This window comes from Levilactobacillus mulengensis, from assembly GCF_003946045.1.
Taxonomy (GTDB): Bacteria; Bacillota; Bacilli; order Lactobacillales; family Lactobacillaceae; genus Levilactobacillus; species Levilactobacillus mulengensis.
Genome location: NZ_RHNW01000001.1, coordinates 432,527 through 457,784, shown reverse-complemented (window position 1 = coordinate 457,784; position 25,258 = coordinate 432,527). Strand labels below are relative to the sequence as shown.

The window sequence follows — 25,258 nt, the reverse complement described above, 5'->3', positions numbered from 1 at the left end:
ATATCCAATTATTGTTGGTTTATACGGGGGTGACTGGTCGTAATTCGACAAGTTAGCAATGAAAACGGTTTCTGAAAGCTGATGACCTGAGGTGATGTCGGCCGAGTTGAAATATAAATGGATTAATAGACCGGTGAATAAAATAGTTAAAATCACGAAGAATATTAATGTTACACATTTACAAATATGTGTGGATGGTAAAATGATTTACGTTAAAAGTTAAGGATTTCTAAACTAAATGCTTGATTTTTGATCGTAAAAATGGCCAATAATCATTTGCGCATAAATCGTCATATGGACAATATTTTCATCAAAATATAATTTTTCAAAACCATGAATATGTTTTGACGGCTTTAGAACAGTTAATGGTATAACCCCTGTATTTATCGCACGATAGAATGATAACAATTAGTTAACACACATAAAATGCCTATTTATCGCGATTTGTAAACTGAACTAATCAGGAAAAAGTCTGATTAATCGGATAAAAACTCGATATTTACAGGCAAAATGTTGATGAAAAGTTTGATGTGATTGTTTTAACACTTTACTTAGATTTAGCAAAATCTTAGAAATATTGTCAATAAATTTACTTTTAAAACAGTGCGTAGAGTAAATCTATGCTAGAATAGCAATTGTTAGGGGATGGTTTATAGGGGAGACCCTTTATTAGGGAAATGTGTATAGACCATTCAATGTAAGTTCACTAATTTTTGGGAAACTCAATCACTAGGAGTAGCGATTGTCACTCATCTATTGCAAGTCAACTTTTAAGGAGGACATTAAAAGTGAAATTCATGCGGAATAAGGCTTTTAACGGCGACCCTAAATTACGGTACAAGATGTACAAGGTAGGGAAGACCTGGGTCTTCGCTGCATTGGCATCCTTTTCGTTATTAGGTGCAGGAACGCTGTCAGCCAGTGCGGATGCAACGAGCACGGATGACGCAACCAACAGTACTAAAGTCGCCACATCAGCTGCCAGTTCAACGAGTTCGGCGGCGGATCAGCAGGAACAGAAGAGCGAATCAACAGTCAACAGTGCGGGTGCGAACAGCGAGACTAGCGCTGCCAGTTCATCAGCCTCAAGTGCTTCATCTAAGGTGGTAGTTGAATCTGCACCGGTTTCCGACGCCAGCAGTTCAGCCGCTTCATCTTCAAGCAACAATAGTAGTACGACGGCAACCGCCATTAGTGCTGACGCGACTAGCACAGCGACGTCAACATCAGACGCTGCGAGCATCGCGTCCAGTGCCGCTGCCAACGTTAAGACAGATGTGACGCTGAGTGCCAACGTGACCAAGACGGTTGCGAAGGTCGCAACGACTAAGAAGGCCGTTGTCACGCCCGTAGCTGAAAGCGATACTGTGACGGTGGGAACATCTGACGAGACGAAGGTCGCCACGGATGCTGACAACGATGCTAGTGCCGCTGCCAGTGCCGCCGCTGCTGCCAAGGCCAGTGCCACGACCGCTAGTAGTTATGCAGCGCTGGTACCAACGAGTGACGTGAATAACGCCTACACAGCAACCAGTAGCTACGCAGCCAAGACGGATACCGCTTCTGAGTTAACGCATTACTACAGCAGTTTAGCTTCTGGTTACAAACAAGCGGTTGCTGACGGCATGGGTGATTCAGACAGCTTAATGAACAATTATGTGTCAGCTCTGACGGCAGCTAAATCAGCCGCAAGTAACGCAACGTCATACGCCAACCTGGCTTCCAGTACCGCAGCGATTGCCAAATCAGCCGCCGCTGTTGGTCTGAAAGACATGGTAAGCAGCGCTAATTTGCCAACGTTCTCAGCCGCTGCCGCAGCTAGTGAAGCAGCCATTGCCGCTGCTACGGCAGCAAGTAGTGCTTACAACGCCACGCAATACGATACCAGTAACGCGGCGGCGGTTGCTGCCTACGCAACGGCTAACAGCGCCGCTTCCGACGCAGCCAACGCTTCATCGTTAGCAACGTCCTTGGCTGGTGACGCCCAAGCCCAATACAGTGTGGCCACTAGTGCCGCCCTGAGTGGGGACTACGAAGCAGCTAGCGACGCGTTGATCTCAGCCAACGGGATTTCTAGCCAAGCTCTGGATGCGTACAATGCAACCAGCACGGCCAACTCAACTGCCCAATCCGCTGCACTGACGGCAACGTCTCTGGCAGTTAGTGATTCAGCAGTGAAGGCGTCTTCAAGCGCAGTCTTAGCCGCTGGTTACGCCAGTTCAGCCAACTCGTTTGCGTCAGAAGCTGGGGGTTACAAAGGGGACCAATCCGCACAATACGCGGAAAGCGCTGCGTCATTCGCCGCTGCCGTCACCTCTTCCGCTAACCTGGCCAATTCAGCTGCTTCAACGGCTGCTGCCGCAACCAGTGCCGCCGATGCTGCCTCATTAGCTCGGGTGGCTAGTTCGGCTGCGTCCGATGCGGCTTTGAACCTAGAAGGCGCTTCTAGTGCCGCTTCCTTGGCCGCAGCTTATGAAACGGATGCGCAAGGCATTGATGAAAATGAAGAAGACGATACGAGTGCCATTGGTGGAACGACCAACACGCTGACGAGTTCATCGACAGCGGTGGGCGTTGGCCAGAGCGTTACGTTGACTAACGCCATGACTTTAGGCTCATATGAGTTCCCACTTCAAATTGGGTCATCTTCATATAAAATCACTTCAGCCACTTATACTTGGTATGAATCGACCGATGGCAAGAACTGGACAGTCGCTTCGACTAGTTCATCCACGTCGACCTCGCAGAAATTTACGCCAACTTATACTTCAGCAGGGACGTACTACTACTACTTGAAGGTTAGTGGGACAAAAAAGGCAACTTACCTCGCTATGAATAATCATTCAGCCAACTTCTCAACGTCTTCCAACGTTATCACGGTTGTCGTTTCTGACGTCAACGGTAATTACACAGATCAAGCTGCGAGTGCTGCCGCTGCTGCAGATGCAACCGCTGCGTTAGCTTCCTCAATGGCTAGCTCAGCCAATGCGGCTTATGACCTGTTGGCTAGCACGACGGATCTTGTGACCGACGTTACGGTCCAAGATCACGCTAGAAGTGCTGCCGCTTATACAAAGGACACGGCTAGTTATGCAGCGTTAGCCGTGAAGGCCGCTACTGCCGCAAGTAGTGCAAGTAATTTGGCAACCTCATATGAAGCAGAAAATAATTACTCCGCTGCCCAATCCGCCGCACTCGATGCGATTGCTGCGCAGGCAGATGCCGATTCATACGGTGTCTTGACGACTTCAGCCGCTGCTGATGCGACACTGGCAGTTGCTGATACCTACACGGCCGCTCAAAAGCAAGAAGCAGCTGGTAATTACTTGGCTTCCAGTTATGCTGCCGCTGCCGCTGGTGCAGCCAGTCAGGCACTTGATCAGGCCAACATTGCAAACTCCAATGCCGCCGATGCAGCCAACGCATTTGCTTCAGCACCACTGTATCAAGAAGCAGCTTCTGCAGCGAATGCCGCTGCTATCGCTGCCAATACGGATGCTGCAAGCAACGCGTCAATGGCTGCTGTCAGGGCAAGTGACGCAGCCTCCTATGCGGCATCCGGGAGCTTGGCCGAAGCCTCAACCGCCGCAGCTAACGCCAAAACGTATCTCAAATGGGCGACCGAAGCCGCTAGTTCCGGTGCGTCTGCCGCAGCTGAAGCAACCAAGATCATTGTGGATGGCCAATCCTCAGCAGTTAGTGTCACTGCAGCTTCAACGGCCGCAATTGATGCCGCCGCTGCGACCAGTGCTCAAGCAGCGGGCTCAATTGCCGCTTCGTTAGCTGCTTTGATGACACAGAATACGAGTTTGGGAGCTTCCTACACGGCCGCCGCCGCTGCATATGCACAAGATGCGCAGTACGCTGCTGCCACTGCTGATGCCGCTAACAACGACGCCAACAGTTACATGGCAGCAGCCTCATCAGCAGTTGCCGCAGGGAGTTTCGCCGCAGCCAGTGAATACTCTACTGCTGCTGATGCAGAATTGGTTTCTGCCAGTCGGTTAGCCTCTGAAGCCACGGTAGCCGCCGCTGCTGCGACTGAAGCAGCGAGTTACGCGGTGCTTTACTCCAATAACCTGGGTAAGTATAAGGGTAAGCCATCAGGGGATGCCTTTGTCCTGTTAGGAATGGTTGTCTCTGGCGGGTTTACGCAACAGCCAACCGCCACTACCTCAACAACTTCTGGCAAGACGATTAGCTTAACTTCGACTGCTAAAACAGGTCTGGGTGCCATTAACGTCAGCCACTCGACGACTTGGTACACGCAGATCAACGGTAAATGGGTAACGCTGAAGGGTACATCAGGTAGTATCAACGATGCCAGCGGAAAAGAAATTGCCACTTATACGACTAAAGACAACACACCGTGGTACGCTGGGCTAGCAACCGCTTCCAGTACGCTGACGGTAACAACAAGTGAAGACTTTACCGGTTCGTTGCTGTTCCAGTCAGGCGCTGGCTTCCTTGGAACCAACACGGCAACGGGGGACTTTTACAGTAACTTGGCCCAGGTCGACGTTTATGACAGTGAAATTGCTGCCACGGGTATCACGATTGCCGGGGATGATTACATCCTGAACGGATCAGATACGCAAACTGAAGGGGTCTTCACGGCGACAACCAATCCTGGGAACGCTACTGGAGATATCACTTGGACTAGTAGTGACGAATCAATTGCGACAATTAGTAGTGATGGGACGGTAACACCAACGTCTTCAACCTCTGCTGGGAAGATTACGATTACAGCAACAATTACCAATGCTGATGGGACTTCATTCTCATCTAGCAAAGATGTGACTATCGGTAATGGTTTAGCTGATCATGCGGTTAACGCCGGCGACGATTTGACTTGGTCACCGGAAATGGATACGACAAGTGATGGCACAAAAGTTTCATACCAGTGGTACTACTCCGCAACGGCTGGTAGCCAAGGTCAAAAGCTGGATGGACAAACTAGCGAAACCTTGAACTTAACGGGTGCGACGGCTGGTAACCAAGGGTACTACACGCTGGTCGTAACTAGTGGTAGCACGTCCATGTCTCTGGGTCAGGCTTACCTGACAGTTAACACGACGCAAACTGATGCGGCTTCATCATCAGCTAGCTTAGCCGCTGATGCTGCAAACGAAGCTGGTCAATACGCAAGTGTGGCTAACTCCTACGCAGATCTGTCCACGGATTACGCAGTGAAGGGTTCAACGGCTTCTAGTTACGCTGCTGAAGCTGCAACGGCCGCTTCAACGGCCGCGTCTGCTGCAACCGAGGCTTCATCGGCCGCCGCCGCTGCTTCAACGGCTCACGCAAATGCTTCATCAGCCGAAGCAGCTAGCGATAACGCCGCAGCATCAAGTTATGCCGCAGAAGCTTCATCAGCCGCCGCTGCAGCTCAGACTGCCAAGGATCACGCTTCTAGCGCCGCTTCTGACGCACAGTCATACGCAAACATGGCTATTGCAGTGGATACGGATTCAGATAGTGATTCAGATAGTGAAAGTGACTCGGACTCCGATTCCGACAGCGACTCTGATTCCGATAGCGATTCCGACTCCGACAGTGACTCAGACTCTGACAGTGATTCGGACAGCGACAGTGACTCCGATTCCGACAGTGATTCCGATTCTGACAGTGATTCGGACAGCGACAGTGACTCAGATTCCGATAGCGATTCAGACTCGGATAGCGATTCTGATTCCGACAGTGACTCCGACAGCGACTCGGACTCCGATAGCGATTCGGACTCTGACAGCGACAGCGATTCTGATTCCGACAGTGACTCAGATAGCGACAGCGACTCCGACTCTGACAGTGACTCAGACTCCGATAGTGACTCAGACTCCGATAGTGACTCAGACTCCGACAGTGACTCAGACTCCGACAGTGACTCAGATAGCGACAGTGACTCAGACTCCGATAGTGACTCTGATTCCGACAGTGATTCAGACTCTGACAGCGATTCGGACAGCGACAGCGATTCCGATAGTGATTCGGACTCCGACAGTGACTCAGATTCCGACAGTGATTCAGACTCCGACAGTGACTCCGATTCCGATAGCGACAGTGATTCCGATTCTGACAGCGATTCGGACTCCGATAGTGACTCTGACAGCGACAGCGACTCCGATTCTGATAGCGATTCAGACTCCGATAGCGATTCCGATTCTGACAGCGACTCAGACTCCGACAGTGATTCTGATTCCGATAGCGACAGCGACTCAGACTCTGACAGTGACTCCGATTCCGATAGCGATTCCGACTCCGACAGTGACTCAGATAGCGACAGCGACTCAGACTCTGACAGTGACTCAGATTCCGATAGCGATTCCGACTCTGACAGCGACTCAGATTCCGATAGTGACTCAGACAGCGACAGCGATTCCGATTCCGACAGTGACTCGGACTCAGATTCCGATTCCGACAGTGATTCGGACTCTGACAGTGATTCCGACTCCGACAGCGATTCTGACAGCGACAGTGATTCCGACTCCGACAGCGATTCAGATTCCGATAGCGACTCAGACTCCGACAGTGATTCCGACTCTGACAGTGATTCCGACTCCGATAGTGACTCAGACAGCGACAGCGATTCAGACTCTGACAGTGACTCAGACTCCGATAGCGATTCTGATTCTGACAGCGACAGTGATTCCGACAGTGACTCAGATAGCGACAGTGACTCGGACTCCGACAGTGATTCAGACTCCGACAGCGACTCTGATTCAGACAGTGATTCAGACTCCGACAGCGATTCTGATTCCGACAGCGACTCAGACTCTGACAGCGATTCTGATTCCGATAGCGATTCAGACTCCGACAGTGACTCAGATTCTGACGGCGACTCAGATTCCGACAGTGACTCAGACTCTGACAGCGACTCAGACTCTGACAGTGACTCCGATTCCGACAGTGACTCCGATTCCGACAGCGATTCAGACTCCGACAGTGATTCTGACAGCGACAGTGATTCCGATTCCGACAGTGACTCAGACTCTGACAGTGATTCTGACTCCGATAGTGACTCCGACTCCGACAGTGACTCGGACTCCGATAGCGATTCTGATTCTGACAGCGACAGTGACTCGGATTCCGACAGTGACTCCGACTCCGACAGTGACTCAGATAGCGACAGTGACTCGGACTCCGACAGTGATTCAGACTCCGACAGTGATTCGGACAGCGACAGCGACTCTGATTCAGACAGTGATTCAGACTCCGACAGCGATTCTGATTCCGACAGCGACTCAGACTCTGACAGCGATTCTGATTCCGATAGCGATTCAGACTCTGACAGCGATTCTGATTCCGATAGCGATTCAGACTCCGACAGTGACTCAGATTCTGACAGCGACTCAGACTCTGACAGTGACTCAGATTCTGACAGCGACTCAGACTCTGACAGTGATTCAGACTCTGACAGTGACTCCGATAGCGATTCTGATTCCGATAGCGATAGCGATTCTGATTCCGACAGTGACTCAGACTCCGATAGTGACTCTGATTCCGACAGCGACTCAGATTCGGACAGTGATTCAGACTCCGACAGCGACTCAGACTCTGACAGCGATTCGGATTCCGATTCTGACAGTGACTCAGACTCCGACAGTGATTCTGATAGCGACAGTGACTCTGACTCCGATAGTGACTCAGATTCCGACAGTGACTCAGACTCCGATAGCGATTCAGACTCCGACAGCGACTCCGACTCAGACAGCGACAGCGATTCGGACTCCGACAGTGACTCAGACAGCGACAGTGATTCCGATTCTGACAGTGACTCGGATTCCGACAGCGACTCAGACAGCGACAGTGATTCCGATTCTGACAGCGACAGTGATTCAGACTCCGACAGTGATTCTGATAGCGACAGTGATTCCGATTCCGACAGTGACTCAGATAGCGACAGTGACTCAGACTCCGATAGCGATTCTGATTCCGACAGCGACTCAGACTCTGACAGTGACTCCGATTCCGATAGCGATTCAGACTCTGACAGTGATTCGGACTCCGACAGTGATTCCGACAGCGACAGCGATTCAGACTCCGACAGTGACTCGGACAGCGATTCCGATTCCGATAGCGATTCTGATTCCGACAGCGACTCCGATTCCGATAGTGACTCAGACAGCGACAGCGATTCAGACTCCGACAGTGACTCAGATAGCGACAGTGACTCTGACTCCGATAGCGATTCTGATTCCGACAGCGACTCAGACTCTGACAGTGATTCAGACTCTGACAGCGACTCAGATAGCGATTCTGACAGCGACAGCGACTCAGGTTCTGCTGGAGGTGATGGATCCGGTAACGGTGGCGACTCCGATTCCGATAACGGTTCAGACTCCGACAGTGACTCCGACTCCGATAGCGATTCTGATTCAGAAGCTGGTAACGAGGGCGATGCTGGAAATGGTTCAGGTTCCGGTAACGGCTCAGGCTCTGGCAATGGATCGGGTTCAGGTTCCGGAAGTGGTTCTGGCTCAGGTTCCGGTAGCAATACTGGCACTGGTTCAGGTTCTGGTTCAGGTTCTGGTTCTGGCAATGGTGCAACTGGCTCAACGACCAACGCTGGTTCAGGCACGACACCGGCTGCAGCGACTACCTTAAATTATGGTGGGGCTGCGAACACGGCTGCTGGCACTGCGCCAATGGCTGATCTGACTGCCAGCTCACCAGCTACGGTAGCTGATACGGCAGCAAGTCCAGCGGACAGTAGCGACAAGTCCGCCAGTGACAAGTCTGCTACTGACAAATCAGCTAGCGACAAGACGGGTGATAAGTCCGGCACCGCAAGTGGTAGCGCCGCAGACTCAGCGACTGATGGGGACTCCGCAGTTAAATCAGCGGATAGCAACCACACCACGCTCTGGGGAGCAATTGTCGCCGCCATCGCCGCAGTAACAGGTGGTTCATGGTGGTACTTCGGCAAACGTGGTAAGCACGACAATTAACAAAAAGTAGGGTGACTGATTTAAAAATGAATCTGCCACACTACTGATCAGCAAAGAGCACGCCTAGAAAATTGGGCGCGCTCTTTTGCTGTCTAAAAATGTTTGAATCTGCCAATAAAATAGTTCTCACACAAATTAAAATGTGGACAGTTAAGCACAAATTAAGCTTCACAATAAATGTTGCGGTATAATAAAACTTATCATCGCAGTTTGTTCGTAAAGTGAGCAATAAATGCCACTGAAAATGTTGCTATGAATCCAGAGAAATGCTGATATATCGGCGCTTTCCTTGCCGGGCTATCAGTTGATTAATAAATGATGATAAGATAATGTAATTTGAATGAAAAATGTAAAAAAACAATAGTCCGTATGGTGAAATTGTGTTAACATGAACTTGTACAGAGAATAAACCAAACAAGCTATAATCCAATGATAATTATCTAACTAGGTAATGGTTATCGCCTTGATCGATTAACCCATTTATACCCAAAGTAAGTGTTGAAGAAGGGGGCTTCCTTGCCAATGAAAAAAGCATTGATCAAAGACTTCAAAGAGGCCGTGCAGGATCTAGGGAATTTGCAGGACCACGGGACAGGGTTGACGACGTTAGCCGTGTCAATTTCAGATCGACGGCATCGTGCCGACGTTCAATTCATTCGGGCATCCAGCTTTAATCGTGCTTGGGCCGACGCGGAGAAACTACTAGCGGGGGCACCGCAAGATGGTTGGATTCGGATTGAAGTGGTGCATGCCATCCAGCAGTTAACATTAGTGACCGTTCAACAGGAGCTGGCCGAGATGTCACGCATGAACTACTGGCGCCGGGGCATTAGCTTCGATGAGAATTTCCAGACGGCACTCTTGGAGATGGAAATCAACGGCCATGAATTCTTTAAGCCCGGGAAGGATCACAAGATTGGGAAGAACCCTTCAGCCACTTGGATCGACTACCCCCACATCAGTAAGTATTTGAAACGGCGAAATGGTTCGCTGGAGATAGACATCGCGCAGGCCCAGCAAGTCTGGGTATTTACCACGTCTGGTATTTTCAGCGATGGCCAACGTATCTGGCAATTGAATGACAGCGAAACTGGTGAAAAAGGACTTCGCCAATTAGTTAATCCGCGACAAGAGTTACGTGATTATTTGGTTCAAGGAGAAACCTTCCTGGCTCGGCAAATCAAAGATAGTGGTCAGTTCATTTACGGTTACTACCCGGGGCTCCAGCGAATCCTAAGTAGTTACAACAGCGTGCGGCATTTCTCATCGATCTACGCACTATTGGAAGCGGTTGAGTTTACCGGCAACGTTGCCGATTTGGCCAAAGTGAAGGATGCTTTACAGTGGGGACTGCAAGAATTAACGTTAACGAAGGACGATGCCTTGTTCGCGGTGGAACACCGGAAGCAGGGATCAGCCGAAATCAAGCTGGGAGCGCAAGCCATGCTGATTCTGGCCCTTTGCAAGTACCAAGAGGTAGCGCATGACGAAACCTTCTTCCGCCAAGCTCAGCAAGCATTCAACGGGGTCGTGGCCTTTCGGCAAGCATCCGGCCGGTTCAATCACGTTTTAAATACGGATTTAACCGTTAAAGAGGCCTTTCGTATCATCTATTATGAAGGGGAGATCACCTTCGCCCTGGCACGATTATACGAGCTGACCGATGATGAGCAGGTGCTGGACGCCGTAAAACAATCTTTAGACTTCATGGTGGCCAACGACTATGGTAGGTACCATGATCACTGGATCTCATACGCGGTGAACGAAGCGCTACAGATTTTGCCTGACAATCGGGATTACATGCAGCTGGGATTGAAGAACGTGTACAGCCACTTGGCCTTTATTGAGGCCCGAGACACTGCTTACCCAACGTTGTTAGAGCTACTGAATGCCGCCGTTAAAATGACTGACATGATCAGGAAGACGGGAAATGCCGACTTGCTAGAGCCCTATGATCTGATTCGGTTACGGCGAGCCCGGAAAATGCGTGCGGAACACGAATTAGCAACGGGGGCGTTTCAACCCGAGCTGGCGATGTACTTCTACGCACCGGCTAAATTTGTGGGGGGCTTCTTCGCCCGACACGACCATTTTCGTACCCGAATCGATGACTGCGAGCATTTCTTATCGGGACTAATTAACTACTATAATGACACTTACTGAGAGGAGCTGACACGATGGCAGTATTAACCACGGTCTTTGCGTATAAGAAAGTCCAATTTGCAATCCGGATGATGATCTACGTGGTGGTGGGCGTACTCGTGCTGGTGTTCCGGTGGCGGAACCGCAAGAAGACGCGCAAACGCATGGATGAGCGAACTGAGCATATGATGAAGCACACCAAGAAAAACGCTGATGGCAAGTACCCCTGGGAAGAGTAAGCAAAAACAGATTGGAGTGGAATGATGTTCTATTTTATTAATGAATACATCTTACAAAAGAATTCAAGTGTGGAGCACACGGCAATGAACCGCGTGAAGCTGTTTAACCATTACAAACGGCCCGCTAAGATTGTGACCAAGACCTACGACCGGTTGATCCATCAAACCATCAAGACGTTTGATGTGGCTGATAATGAAATCGTTAACATGTTTGATTTCTTCCAGGAAGCCACGGATTTAACTGCCGAAAAGGTCCTACACACCGATGATTTGAACCTGCCACTGGCGTCCGAGGTGATTGTTGGGGCGAACTTCAGTCAGGTGTTGGAAGGCGACACGCCCACCAGCAACGTCGGCTTTATTCCCGGCACCGTGGGTCGCGTCTTCTACCAAGAGTTCTTCGATGGCCAGGGAAACGTGATTGAAACCAACCTCTGGGACTGGCGGGGCTTCAAGTCGGCGACGCAATACTTCGGGCAGAATGGCAAATTGATTCTCCAACGCTACTACACGCCCACTGGCAAGACGACGTTGGAACAATTCTTTGTGCCCGACACCAACGGGAACCCGTTGACCTCTCGGATGATTCTGAAAGATTACCGTGGCCGTGGCGACCTGTTCTTCCAGAACATCGATGACCTCTTTGTCTTCTTCCTGGCCGAACTCAGCAACCAAGACAGTGAGACGACCACCTTTATCAGCGACCGTCCCGGGACCGGGGTGCAACCCTTACTGGCACTCAACGACAGCTCCCATAAGTACGTCTACATTCCCATCAACCACGCCGTTGACCCGAATGATCCGATTCATGGCAAGCTGGATGGCTTCCTGGAACCAGCCTTTGAGCATTTCAGCCATTTCGATGGGTTCATTACCCCAACGGAGCAACAGGCAGAACACCTGCGGCAGCGGTATGCCCAGGCTCAGGTCACAGCGATTCCAGCCGTGACGACGGTGCCCCTTTCCAAGGAACGCGAGGCAGCCGTGGCCCAGATTCAACGGCGGCCACACAGCCTGCTCTACGTCGGGCGGATTGCACCGGACAAGCAGATCGAACAACTTTTACGGATGTTTGCGCTGGTGAAGAACCAAATCAAGGATGCGACCTTTGATCTGTACGGCTACGGCGCCCCAGAGTTCATGCAACAGATGGCCGGGGTCGTCGCTGAGCTGAAACTCAACGACAGCGTGTCCTTTAAGGATTACGACCCCCGGATGGCAGACCACTACGACCAGTACCAACTGTTGGTCAACATGTCCTATGCCGATGGGGCCCCAATGGCGATGCAAGAAGCCATGGATCACGCGATTCCCGTGATCAGTTACCCATTCAACTATGGGCCAAGCGCGTTCATCAAGGATGGCGTTAACGGCTGTCTGATTGACCGAGGAAACTCATTGGCCATGGCCGACAAGATTCGAGAACTCTTCACGGACGACACCAAGCTAGCGGACTTGAGCCAAGCAGCCTATGACAGTGCCCATCAGAACTGGACGCAACGGAAAGTTTGGAACCGCTGGCAACGCTTATTACAGGCGTAGGAGGGAGCAGCTATGTATTACTTTTTAAACGACAATATGCAGTACTCAAAATCAGGGATCGAACACGCTGAGATCAACCGGCTTCACCTCTTTGAGAAGAATGGGGTACCCGCCAAAATCGTGACGCGGGTCTTCTCTATGGAACTCTCCAAGATCATCGACCAAGCCGGGATTGATCCGGCTGGATTTGTGAACCTCTTCCAATACTTCTGTGGCAGTTCAGACGTACCAACGCAGCGGTTTTCCTTGAATGAATTTTCACTACCAAGCAACACGACCCAGACGCGTAAGGACAACCAGATTCAGGTGTTTGCCCAAGGAAAAATGTTAATGATCATTTACCTGCGGCAAGGGTCCGATGACATCAGTAACATCCAGTACTTTGACGTGAATGGGCGGACGCTCAAGATGGTCTGGTGGGATGTCCGGGGCTTCAAGTGTCTCGAACAGCTCTTTGACTGGGACGGCAAAATTGTTCAGGAACAGTACTATGGACCGGATGGTCTGGTACACATCGAAAAGTGTCACCTGTTGAACCGGGCTGGCAAGGAACACCTCAGCTGGCGGGTCCTGAACTACCGGAACCGCGACTGGGTCTTCAACGGGATGAACGCCTTGACGCGTTTCTTCTACGACGAGTTGAACGCTAACGGCGAGCAGAACGTGTACATCTGTGACCGGACCGTGGAATGTGACTGGGCGCTCTTCAATATGCAGACGCCGGCGTTCCGGGTCCTGCACCTGCACAACGACCACGTGGCGGATCCTAGCGACATGCTACATTCACCACTGAATAACAACTATCAGAATGCCCTGATGAACTGGGACAAGTGGGATGCCGTGATTTCCTCGACACCGGAACAGTCACAGGACATCGAGGATCGGTTCGGCAAGGCAATTCCCGCCTTTACAATTCCCGTAGGCTTCGTGACCGACGAGCAGTTGGCAGAGACCCATCAAGCCTTTGACCAACGTCAAAAGCATTTAGTCGTTCACGTGGCGCGGTTGGCCCCCGAAAAGCAGCAAAACCATTCGATTCAGGCGTTTGCTCAGGTCCACCAGAAGTTCTCAGATGCTCGGTTGGAACTCTGGGGGTACGCCAACGGTGACATTGGCAAGACCTTCAAGCAGGAGGCAGCGGACCTCGGCTTGACCAACGTGGTGAGCTTCAAGGGCTACACCCACGACATTGCGGCCGTTTATGATCGAGCGCAGTTAGGGTTATTGCCAAGTCGGGCAGAAGGGTTCTCCCTGATGCTGCTGGAAGCCCAGTCACACGGGTTACCAATGGTGGCCAACGACGTGAAGTACGGACCCAGCGACATCATCGACAATAACGTCAGTGGCCGCTTAACGACCGATGGCAACGTGCAGGGCCTGGCAGACGCCATGCTGGATCTGTTGGGCAATCAGGATGAATTGGCGGCTTACAGTGAGGCCGCCTATGAAAATGCCAAGCGTTACTCTGAGGAGGCGGTGTTTAAGCAGTGGCAAGCGTTGTTGACTTACTTTAAGGAGAAGACTCAGGCGCAAGTAACCGTTTAACTTTTTTAGGGGGAGATTGTGATGGATAAAACAACGAGTTTAGTCGTTGATATCGATGGCACCTTGTGTGATTTGAAGACGGCGGAACAGACCTATTTAGACGTGACACCCAAGGCTAGCATGATTGAGAAAATGCGGGAGTATCAAGCAGCTGGCTATCACATCATCTTGTTCACCTCGCGACAAATGCGGACGTACGCGGGGAACCTCGGTAAGATCAACAAGTACACGGCGCCCATGACCCAAGAGTGGCTCGCCAAGTACGACGTGCCTTACGACGAAATTATTTTCGGTAAGCCGTGGGCGGGCCGTGGCGGCTACTACATTGATGACCGGGCCTTTCGTCCCAGCGAATTGTTAAAGCATTCACCAGAAGAGCTGGCAGATTTGGTTGAAAAGGAGCGTGACATCCATTGACTAAAACTTTGTTAATGCTTTCCGCAGCTGAAATCGCGGATGATATGCAGACGACGTTCGGGACGATTTATCCAGCCATGATTCCGGTGACGGATGGTCAACGGATCATTGACCGGACCGTGGCCCAGTATCAGGCAGACTATGACTTGTACGTGGCGGTCAGTGCCAGTGATGACTCGGTCGCAGCTTACATCGCGCAGAAAAATTTGCCAGTTACACCCATCAAGGTGGCCAGTGGACTGAACCTGAGTGAAGCCGTGGCCCAGGCCTTCCACAGCCTGCAAGCTCAAACAACGGTGGACGAGCTGACCATCATCTTCGGTGACACGGTAGTCAAGACCCAGAACCGTTCGCGGCCAGATACGATCTTCACGCATCCGGTCAGTGATGCCGGACGGTGGACGACGGTGACTTACGATGACCAGCAGCACGTGGTCTTCGCGGACAAGGTGGTTCAGGATTCAACTCAGGCGAACTTTGACGCGGCCGTTGGGGTGTTCAACTTTAGTGCCGGTCAGGAACTGGTTGACCAGTGGCAGGGCGCCAAGTCCTTCTACGAAAACTTACGAATTTATGACGAGCAGTATCCGTTAACGGTGGCTGAGACCGACCAGTGGCTGGACTTCGGCCACAGTGATAAGTATGTCGAGGCCAAACAGGTCGAGGCACGGTTCTTTAACAAGACCAACATTGACTTCAAACGGGGAATCATTCGTAAGGAAAGTACCGACGTGGATAAGTTCTTGGGCGAGGTCAAATGGTACCTGAAGCTGCCCAAGCGGCTCTCCTACATTGCGCCGCGAATCTTCGACTACTCGTTGAACTACAACGCACCGTTCGTGGAGATGGAATACTTCTCCTACGAAAGCCTACACAACCTCTTCCTCTACGGGAATTTTGAACTAGGCTTCTGGCGGGAAATTATCGACGAGCTCTTCTTCCTGCGGTCAGAAATGAACGACTATCAGGTCGAGGTCAACCAGGATGAATATCAGGCGACGGTCAGCGACATGTACCTGGACAAGACGGTCAACCGCCTTCACCGCCTGATCGATGAGGACGACTTCTATGCCACGATTGCGGATAAGCCGCTGGTCATCAATGGCGAGGCCTATCCCAGCATCAATGAGATCATTGCGGCATTACCAACAGTTCTCGACCAGAGTGGCGTGCTGCAGGGCAACACGTTTGCCGTGATTCACGGCGACTTCTGCATGACCAATATTTTGTACGACAACACCAAGCACGTGATGCGGTTGATTGATCCGCGGGGCAAGTTTGGCAAGTTCGACATCTACGGGGATGCTAAGTACGACTACGCCAAGCTGATGCACAGCTTCTCCGGCAAGTACGACTGCATCATTTCGGATATGTTTAACGTGGATGCCGATGAGAGCGGGCGACTGGACTACGGTTTGAACGTTACCGGAAATGAAGAGGCCATTGGTCACTTATTTGAGGAAAAACTACAGGAGCACCTGGGGGATACCCGCGCTTACCAACAGATTCAATTGATTGAATCCCTGCTATTCCTGAGCATGATTCCGTTGCACAAGGATAAGCCGGAACGGCAGAAGGCCATGTTGGCGGTGGGAGTCACCAAGTTTGCCCCATTTATGGCAAAAGTAATGGAGGGATGAAGTTGCAGGTTGTAATTACGATGGCGGGACAGGGCTCACGCTTTAGAAAGGTGGGGTACACCGTTCCCAAGCATGAAATCGAGGTCCGGGGCAAGAGCCTCTTCGAATGGGCCATGCTCTCCTTAAAGGATTTCGTGAATGAAAAATTTGTTTTCGTTGTGCGGGAAGGCCAGTATCAGCCGGATACTCTTCGTAAGCTGATACAAAAGGCCGGCATTCACCGTTACAAAATCGTGACGGTCGCCGAAGTGACTCGTGGGCAGGCTGCGACCGTGATGGCCGCAGCGTCTGTCTTGAATCCCAAGGATAGCCTGGCGGTCTACAACATCGACACTTACGTTTTGCCCGGCCACATTTTGCGGGAAGACTTACGGGACTGTGACGGCAACCTAACGACCTTCACGGCCCCCGGTGACCACTGGTCCTTTGTGAAACTGGACGATGCGGGTAAGGTCACGGACGTGGTGGAAAAGCGGCGCGTCTCAGAGCACGCGTCGGTGGGCTTCTACTACTTCAATACCTTTGGCGACTTCGTAGAGGTTTATCGACACTACGGGGATGCCATTCAGGCGGAGTACGGCGAGGTCTACGTGGCACCGATGTATCACTACCTGCTCAAGCAACAGGCGAAGATCACCTACACGGACATTCCGTTTAACACGGTGCATGTCCTGGGGACGCCAGAGGAACTGGCGGTGTTTAAGGAGGCAGCAACAGAATGAAACCAGCTGTGTGGGCTGCCGTTTGTGGAGCAGTCAGAGATGAGTTAGATGTGCGGTTGATTTTGGATTACTTGCTTCGTTGTCGGCAATTGGGAACAATTCAGGGTATCGTCTTCTCTACCTGGGAGGGTGAACTTGAGAAGGAGCCCGGCGTTGCACAGCTGTTAGCCGATAATGGCGTGACCGTGGTCAAGACCCGGCCAATCGACCGCGTGGTGGGGGACATTAAGACGAATGCCGTGAATTATTGGCGACAGGCCACCCAGCTACAGCGTGCTTTGGATGTGATTCCGGCTGACGCCATTGTTTTGAAGACGCGAACAGATCGGGCCATGCCCGTTACGCGGAAGCTGATTGAGATGCTGGCGGACGAGGATCCGTTGCCGCGGGTAGAAGAAACCAAACAACGGCTGAATTTACCAGCTTTTCCGGCGGTGTTCACGCATCAAGTTGCTGCGTTTCGCCCACGGACTAACCGGGCGTTTCAGTTCACTGATTTTGCCTTTATGGGGTACAGTCAGGATCTACGGAAAATGTTGCACTTTGAGGTCCCAGAATTTTATTTCTCGCGGTATTTAAACGCAAATATGTTGTTCTTTATCGTCACGTTTGTCCGAGACTATCCCATCGTTAAGGACTACGAGCGGCGAATCAAATACGAAGCACTGATTCCTGAATTGGACCGGTATACGGCTGCGGGTGGTGACCAGTTTCCTGAGTTTCTAAAGCGGTTTTATGCCGTTTATCTGGGCATCTTGGCGACACATTTCCGGTTAGGAAGTTTGTGGCCGGAGGGGTTGGGCCCTGTTGACCTACCGGTTGAGTTTACGGACTTTTTCCATGGCACACACAATCGACACTTAAAGCATTCTAACTTAGGCACTTTGATTAATAGCGCTGAGATTGTCAACGAGTTTATCGCACAGTCGAGTTTGAACGTGTCAGCGACAACACGGGATGTCTTGCAAGTAATGCATGGAGCAAGTGCCGTAACGTTTGAACGGGCAACACCAACCGAGATTGCGGAGCTGAAGACTTATGCACAGAATACGGAATTTTCTAAGCAAGCTTGGCTCTTGAATACAAAGTCTGTTCAGGAACAGCAGGTCAGCCAATATGCGACTTCGATGGCCTACCATTTTCCAGGGATTTCTGATCAAGATCAAGCTGAATTATGGACGGCATGTGCAAGCGTTGGTACGACTGATCGAATACTTTTGAAATTTTGGCTAGCCCACAATATTGCCCCAGAGGATTCAGCAGCTTTTCTTTCCAGCGGTGCCAAGAATGGTGCGGTATTAAGTATTTTGATGATGATGAGATTGCTTCGGGCTAATTATCTGGATGAGAATGATGTGGCTGAAACTTTACGCGTCAATAATACACAAGGGAAGCTTAATCGACAGCACCGTGGCGGGAATATTCAAATTACTTGCTACGTGCTAAATCGGGTATTGTATCAGCAGCAGATTAAGGAACCGATTTCACGAGAATTGGATTTACAAGTTGATTATTATCTCCGGCGTTACATGACAGGTGAAACTGCAGATGAGGTTAAACTGGCGTTATATCAGCACCCTGACCAATTGCCGCAAATATTTGACACCCAAATTGCACGATCAATTGAGCTGAACAAGCCGATTGTTCACCGACGGCTGATTGAACTGGCTTTAGAGTTAACGGGAAAGCAAAAGTATTGGGACTTGCTGAAACCGTTATTTACTGATAAAGAGGATGACGTAAAAGGGGTTTATGAATACGCAGTTGCGCACGGGTTATTGATTCAAGAGCCATAAAATTATTTTGGGGAGTGAAGAACATGCGGTCTGTATGGGCAATGGTTTGCGGAACGATTCGCGATCAAGTTGACTTTAGTTTGATGATGGATTATCTACTACATTGTCGAGAGCAAGGAATTATTCAAGGAATTGTTGTGAGCACATGGGAAAATGAGTTTGAGCAGTTAGGTGATTTGCAGCTGAAGCTGGCCTTGAATAATGTCGCAATTGTGATGTCACCAACTAATGATGCGATGGTCGCTGATATGCATGCCAATTCGGTAAATTATTGGCGTCAAGCAAAGCAGATGCAAGCGGCGTTGGATTTAATTCCAACGGATGCCATTGTCATTAAGACGAGGACAGACCGAGCCTTACCCTCAACGAAAAGACTCATTGCCATGTTGGATGAAGCTGACCCATTGCCATTAGTTGCTGAGCAGGCTGAGGCCAAGCACCTCACTAAGATTCCACGGGTGTTTGATCATCAAATTGCTATTTTTAGAGCAAGGACGGGAAGAATCCTACAATTCTCCGATTTTGCCTTTATGGGTTATAGCAAAGATATTCGTAAACTCACCAATTTTGATATTGCTGACTTTACTTTCACACGGGGACTTGTGGCCAACATCCAATTCTTTATTTACCCATTCATTCGTGAATATCCCATTATTCGGGATTACTATCGGGTTATTAATTTCTATCCGTTGTTGAAAGACTTAGCTATTTACACAGAACAAGGTGGGACCCAATTTCCTAAGTTTTTGGAACGCTTTTATGCTGTGTACTTTGGTTTGTTAGCCATTCATTTCCGGATTGGAAGTTTTAAAAGTATTGAAGAACTTGGCGAAATCAAATTGCCAATTGAATTTTCTGATTTGTTTCATTCAGGACAGGGAAAGCACCTCTATCATGACAGTCTAGGTGTAACCTTCAATTCACAAGCAGTTTTGGATGACTTCATGGGGCAGTCAATGGCGGTTAAGCCGGAGAGAACAGTCAGTCAACATTGGTGGCAAAAAAAGAAGTCAGCACCAAATAAACAACCGTTAGTACAACAGACAGCTACGAAACAAGTTTTGACTAATATCCGGCAATTATCATCCGCGATGCTTGACCGTGTGACCAATGAAGAATTACTAGACCTTAAAGGATTTGCGGATAATAAGGAATTCTCACCTCACCGTTGGCTACGAATTCAGCGGCCAATACTTGTTGAACAACCAACGGCATACAAGTCCTCGATTCGGTATAATCTACCGGGCATTAGTGAAGCGGAGCAGGATAGCCTGTGGCGTGAGTGCGAGGAAAGCACGAGTGCGAACCAGGTGCTTTACCGGTACTGGTTACATCACGACATTCAACCAAAGGATTCACCAGCCTACTTGATGAGTACGGCTCGAACTGATAATCGGTTTAGCATTTTGACCGTAACACGATTGTTGCGTCAGGGATTAGTAAATGCAGATATACGTGCAGAAATATTACGAATCAATAATTTCTTTGGGAGCTTTCACGTGAGACATGGGCAGATGAATGCCGAAATTGCTTGTTACGTATTAGCACGGTATATGTACTTGGTCGAAAGTAATCTTCGAATTCCGGATATGGCAAACGAACAGGTTCAGTACGTATTTAAACGGTTCCTGCCAGATAAATTTGAAGAATTTAAGGGAATTGTCAAACAGCCTGATAAATTAGTAGCCTTCTTCGATCAGGCAATTGCAGAACACCATGGGGCCGGTCGTCAGCGAGTTACCGAGATGGCTTTAGAGGTGACACATCAAAAAAAATATTGGGCATTATTGGAAAAGCAATTTAATGGTCGGTATGAGGGGTATGAGTACGCCTATCGTTATGGCATTGAATGGCAGTTGATTTAGGAAGATAAGGACCCTTTCAGGGTAAGGTGTGAATTAGTTGGAGGGATTTTTGTGAAAGCGCTTAGTATGCAAAGAATTAGTGAGATTGTAGGTGGTAAGTGGATTGTTGCCCCCAAAGATACGTCTGAGACTATTCAGCATTATGGACTTTACGCCTCTGAAATTCGTCGCGATATCGGTAAGAAAAATTTATTTTTTGCTGTCTCACTTGAGAATTGGCAGAAGGGGACCATTAATACCGGGATTTATGCGCATACTTTTCAGGACAATCACTTTAGAGTGAAAAAGTTGGCAGATTATTTAGCCATGGCAATTGTCGAACGTCCGGTTACTGACAGTGATGTGCCTCAGCTTCAGGTTGAAGATTCTTATCAGGCGATGGAGAAGCTTTTACATGTAATTGTACCTGAATATTCGGGAAAAATAATTGGTGTTACTGGGTCGGTAGGTAAGAGTACTACCAAGACATTACTCGCTCATTTGTTAAAGAATATGGGGCCAACAGCAAGCTCAGTTGGCAACAATAACTCGCGAACGAGTGCTAAGATCCAGGCACTTAATCATGAGCAAGGAGATTACAATGTCCTTGAACTGGCGGCCATGGCGTTTGAATATAATGAGCCTGATTCTCCCAGAATTGGTGTAGCAGCAGTTATTCCCTTTGATTTGGCCGTGTTAACACAGATAAATGCCGGTCAAAAGGGCTGGGATGCTCGCAAAACTGCTAAAGTTAAGACACGAATGGGAGCCGGTTTGAAGTCGGGCGGTGCCTTTCTGGTGAACTCAGCAATTAAAAATTTTGTCGAGACGGCAGAATTTATTCATCAGTATACGAATAATTTGATCACTTACGGATTTAGTGAAGGTAGTGATTACCAGGGTGCCCTGACATCTGATGGGCAATTAATAGTGCATAAACAAGGAGAAAAGTTGGCTCAAGTGGATGCACAAGGCTTAGACGATGGGATGGTATCGGATATGATTGGTGCCTTGGCTGCTTATCACATTTTAGGTGGACAAATGACGCCAGCTATTCTGCAGGATTTCGGCGAAAAATGTGCAAAGACAAGTACGCGAATTGTCAGTCACTTTAAAGCAAATGGGTACAAGGTCACAGTTATTGATGACACGCACAACGCCGAATTGCTTTCTGTTCAGAATTTCATCAAATATGCTCAGCAGTACCGTGTTTCTGAGCACACTAAAAAGATTTTTATTGAAGGTCGTGTGATTAACTTAAGAGGGCTTTCGGTTAAAGTACATTCAGATATCATGCACATGTTAAATCAAACTGACTTTGACAGCTTCTATACTTATGGGCCTGAGCTAGATTGGGTGGTACAGGAAGCTGATTCTTCAAAATTTGCAGGTTACTACACGTCGCCAAGAGAGATTACACGGGCAATCGCGAAAGAAGCTAATCAAAATTTAGTGATATTTATCAAGGGCTCCAGCCGGAATAGTTCCATTGATCAGATTGCAATCAGATTAGTTGATAATTTAGATTATTATGCGAGTGGGGCGGGGTCTTTTGTGACGAGCATTAATCAATCCCAGCCAGAAGCCTACATTCGTAATGGTGTTGGTCGCTTACTAATTATTCGGGATATTTTATGGCGGATAGCTAAGGGAAAACTACGATTAACTGATTCCATAAAAATTACGAATGAGATGCCAAAAGATCACAGCCGGCTAAAAATTGGCTTGACTAAAGGCCAAGGTATTTCTGTTTTAGACTTGTTAAGTTTAGCCATAGTTGCCTCCGCACCGGATGTTGTCACGAATTTAGCCGAGTACCTCTACGGTGGTAGTTCCAAGGTGATTTTACAGAAATTAAAGCAGCAGGCCACGGACCTAGGATTGTCCGACCAAACAGTTACCAACATTACGGGGCGGCCATGGAAACAACCGCAACGGACGACCCTAAGTGATTTGGAAAAAATTGGGGCCGCCTTTACGGAACTTCCTAATGGCGTCTTTAGCTTGCTAAGCACCCAACAGGTGATGTTTAACGGCAAATTTTACCACAAACGTTCACAGCTCTTTAAGACGGGAAAAATCGCGGGGTCTGTCTTTAATGATTGGCGCGAACGGTCGGGACTTTACTTCACGCAAGATGCACGGGGAAAGCAGGCGATTGCCTTTGTCAATAGTCCACACCAGAGCTACATTGACGCGGTCGTGGAAGATTGGGTCGATTCGCAAACGGATAGTCGAGCTGAAGTTCCAGTGATTGAACCGATTAATCTGACATCACCCGTGGTGAATGTTTTGGCGGACACTTACTTTGGTGAAGACTATACGCGGCGACGAGAAAATCACGGTCAAGAGGATGCCTTACAGAAATATGGGTATAGTCATTCTCTGGCTAAGATTGGCAAATTCTTTAGTCCGGATGCTTATAACGTTTTGAACTTTGAAGCTGTCTTTGCTGAGGGTGCAAGTCCATTAGATAGCGTGAAACCCTTTGTCTTGGATGCGAAGGCTGAACCTACGTTGGCAGAATTTAAACAGCGACATTTTAACTTAGCCATGCTAGGGAACAATCACGCTAATGATTACGGTCCACAAGCTTTGACCCGGACATTAGCTGCCTTCAATGAGGTTGGTATATCAACGGTTGGGGCCGGAAATAATCGGTTGGATAGTCGTAAATTTATGGTGTTTAACTATGATGGCCACAAGGTTGCCCTCTTCAATGGTTATTGGTATCGGAATCCGGCTTACAATCTATTTGATTTTTATGCTAAGGATCAGCAGGCTGGGGTGAACTGCCTGGATACACTGATGATTAACGATATCCAACGGTATAAGCAGGCTAATCCCGATGCTAAGGTGATTGTTAGTGCCCATTGGGGAACTGATTACGGTGAGATTAAAGCGGCCCAGCAGGAAACAGCTCATCGATTGGTCTTGGCGGGTGCCGACCTGATTATTGGCCACGGGCCACATCGGTTGCAACCGATTACCTATGTTGGAGCAGCACCGGTTCTCTACAGTATTGGTAATGGGGCGTTTAACAATAATGGCGAGTTCAAGAAACGAGATGTACCACCTTACGCAGCCATTGCGCGCCTGAATATTACGAAGCAAGAACTGTATTGGTGCCCAATCTATGCGGATAATCGCGAAACCTTCTGGCAGCCAGACTTTGTGTCAGACGAAGACTTTGAAACGGTTCGGGCATTTAACGGTCCGAAGTTTAAGACGACAAAATTAGATGATGGTATTAATGCGGTGGTTGTGCCGTTTTAAGATAATTCATAAGAGAGGGGGGAACATCTGTTGAAAATAGTTAAACGGGTGACGCTACTCATCCTCCTAGCGGCCGTTGTCGGCACCGCCATGTGGGGGATGAACAGGATGTACCGGGCAATGTTCGGCAACAATCACTATTACCAGCGGTCGCGCGCGTACACGACGCAGGACAGTCTGTTGAACCAGAAAATGGTCTCGCGACCCAAGATGGTGCAGCTGACCAACCTGACGCACGGCACGCAGTACACCGGTAACACGAGCCTGGACCAAGCGGCGAAGACCTATCGTTACCAGGTAGGCAAGGAGAAAATTAGTAACTTTATGGGAACGGATGCGACTCTCCAGCTCTACACGGAGTCCAAGCTCATGACCAAGTCGATGGTGCAGGATGCGGCGACCTTTTGGAATACCTTAGCGGGTCAAAAAATTGTGACGGTGGTGACTAGTGCCAAGCAGAGCGACGAGGTCATCCACGACACGAAGACCGATGACAAATCGCTGGGAGGCCAAACCTATGACCGTCAGGGGATGGTCTTCCACCCGGCCAATTGGAAATCAGCGGGCCTGTCCACTGCCGAAGAACAGGATTGGCGCGAAGCCGTTTTGATTCGTGAAATCGGGCACGCGCTGGGGCTGCCAAGTTTGGGTGGTGGCAAGTTGGGGAATAATGCTTTTGTCCACGGAAAGATTGGCTCAGAGGTCATGAGCTACTGGTCCGTGGGCAGTGCGGCCCCGGCTGTCAATAAGCAAGGTGTCAAGAGCACAGCCATGGATGGTGCGGCCCTGGCGTTAGCCGGATTGAGTTGGAAGCGTCCTCAACGTCTAGCACAATGGGTATACGCGGATCAAACACCTTCCGTGCTGTACCATGATGGCAAGATCAGTTCCACGTTTAAGTAAGATAGTTTGGGAAAGCGGACGAAGCGGGTCGAGCAGCGACTATGAAGATAAACTCCCGAGGAAATGCGGTTCCTCGGCTGAGATGAATGCATGCGGCAACTCATGGTCGAAGGGCGTTCGTGCAAGTGAAAACGGCTTTACTGTTTGAAAAATCTCGACAGTAGAGTCGTTTTTGCTAGTCACGGGGTTAGTAAAGTGACTTTGAATTTCGCGACAAAAGGTCCGGCAGTTCTTAGTTAGGAGG

General features: G+C 49.5%; 12 protein-coding genes. All 12 read left to right on the top strand.

The window, feature by feature from the left end; genetic code table 11:
- Nucleotides 1–797 precede the first annotated feature (797 nt).
- Nucleotides 798–8,948 (top strand): KxYKxGKxW signal peptide domain-containing protein, encoded by an 8,151-nt coding sequence (locus EKM84_RS02040; RefSeq protein ID WP_318531070.1) that lies wholly within the window; start codon nucleotides 798–800, stop codon nucleotides 8,946–8,948.
- A gap of 522 nt (nucleotides 8,949–9,470) precedes the next feature.
- Nucleotides 9,471–11,111 (top strand): FHA domain-containing protein, encoded by a 1,641-nt coding sequence (locus EKM84_RS02035; protein WP_125763139.1) that lies wholly within the window; start codon nucleotides 9,471–9,473, stop codon nucleotides 11,109–11,111.
- A gap of 14 nt (nucleotides 11,112–11,125) precedes the next feature.
- Nucleotides 11,126–11,329 carry a hypothetical protein gene (locus EKM84_RS02030; protein WP_125763137.1) on the top strand — a complete coding sequence of 68 codons (204 nt, stop codon included), beginning with the start codon at nucleotides 11,126–11,128 and terminating at the stop codon, nucleotides 11,327–11,329.
- 24 nt (nucleotides 11,330–11,353) lie between these two features.
- Complete coding sequence (asp1, locus tag EKM84_RS02025) at nucleotides 11,354–12,871, top strand: accessory Sec system glycosyltransferase Asp1 (protein ID WP_125763135.1); 1,518 nt, start codon at nucleotides 11,354–11,356, stop codon at nucleotides 12,869–12,871.
- A 12-nt stretch (nucleotides 12,872–12,883) separates the two neighbouring features.
- Nucleotides 12,884–14,416, top strand: coding sequence for a glycosyltransferase family 4 protein (locus EKM84_RS02020; protein WP_125763133.1), 1,533 nt, complete (start codon nucleotides 12,884–12,886; stop codon nucleotides 14,414–14,416).
- A 21-nt stretch (nucleotides 14,417–14,437) separates the two neighbouring features.
- Nucleotides 14,438–14,833, top strand: a complete 396-nt coding sequence (locus EKM84_RS02015) for an HAD family hydrolase (protein ID WP_125763131.1) — start codon at nucleotides 14,438–14,440, stop codon at nucleotides 14,831–14,833.
- Nucleotides 14,830–16,473 carry a hypothetical protein gene (locus tag EKM84_RS02010; RefSeq protein WP_125763129.1) on the top strand — a complete coding sequence of 548 codons (1,644 nt, stop codon included), beginning with the start codon at nucleotides 14,830–14,832 and terminating at the stop codon, nucleotides 16,471–16,473. Before EKM84_RS02015 ends, EKM84_RS02010 begins: the two co-directional genes overlap by 4 nt.
- Before the next feature lie 2 nt (nucleotides 16,474–16,475).
- Nucleotides 16,476–17,195 carry a glycosyltransferase family 2 protein gene (locus tag EKM84_RS02005; protein ID WP_164511271.1) on the top strand — a complete coding sequence of 240 codons (720 nt, stop codon included), beginning with the start codon at nucleotides 16,476–16,478 and terminating at the stop codon, nucleotides 17,193–17,195.
- The gene (locus EKM84_RS02000) at nucleotides 17,192–18,991 is read left to right on the top strand and encodes a hypothetical protein (RefSeq protein ID WP_125763125.1); all 1,800 of its coding nucleotides are present in this window, start codon (nucleotides 17,192–17,194) and stop codon (nucleotides 18,989–18,991) included. Before EKM84_RS02005 ends, EKM84_RS02000 begins: the two co-directional genes overlap by 4 nt.
- A 23-nt stretch (nucleotides 18,992–19,014) precedes the next feature.
- Nucleotides 19,015–20,856: a hypothetical protein gene (locus tag EKM84_RS01995; protein WP_125763123.1), complete on the top strand. Its 1,842-nt coding sequence runs from the start codon at nucleotides 19,015–19,017 to the stop codon at nucleotides 20,854–20,856.
- Nucleotides 20,857–20,907: 51 nt separating this feature from the next.
- Nucleotides 20,908–24,111, top strand: a complete 3,204-nt coding sequence (locus tag EKM84_RS01990) for a CapA family protein (RefSeq protein WP_125763122.1) — start codon at nucleotides 20,908–20,910, stop codon at nucleotides 24,109–24,111.
- 30 nt (nucleotides 24,112–24,141) lie between these two features.
- The gene (locus EKM84_RS01985) at nucleotides 24,142–25,014 is read left to right on the top strand and encodes a zinc metalloprotease (protein WP_225418111.1); all 873 of its coding nucleotides are present in this window, start codon (nucleotides 24,142–24,144) and stop codon (nucleotides 25,012–25,014) included.
- Nucleotides 25,015–25,258: the final 244 nt, after the last annotated feature.

Coding starts and splice junctions, on each gene's coding strand:
- EKM84_RS01995 (WP_125763123.1), top strand. CDS start 19,015: ATGCGGTCTGTATGGGCAATGGTTTGCGGAACGATTCGCGATCAAGTT.
- EKM84_RS02030 (WP_125763137.1), top strand. CDS start 11,126: ATGGCAGTATTAACCACGGTCTTTGCGTATAAGAAAGTCCAATTTGCA.
- EKM84_RS02020 (WP_125763133.1), top strand. CDS start 12,884: ATGTATTACTTTTTAAACGACAATATGCAGTACTCAAAATCAGGGATC.
- EKM84_RS02015 (WP_125763131.1), top strand. CDS start 14,438: ATGGATAAAACAACGAGTTTAGTCGTTGATATCGATGGCACCTTGTGT.
- EKM84_RS02035 (WP_125763139.1), top strand. CDS start 9,471: ATGAAAAAAGCATTGATCAAAGACTTCAAAGAGGCCGTGCAGGATCTA.
- EKM84_RS02040 (WP_318531070.1), top strand. CDS start 798: ATGCGGAATAAGGCTTTTAACGGCGACCCTAAATTACGGTACAAGATG.
- asp1 (WP_125763135.1), top strand. CDS start 11,354: ATGTTCTATTTTATTAATGAATACATCTTACAAAAGAATTCAAGTGTG.
- EKM84_RS02000 (WP_125763125.1), top strand. CDS start 17,192: ATGAAACCAGCTGTGTGGGCTGCCGTTTGTGGAGCAGTCAGAGATGAG.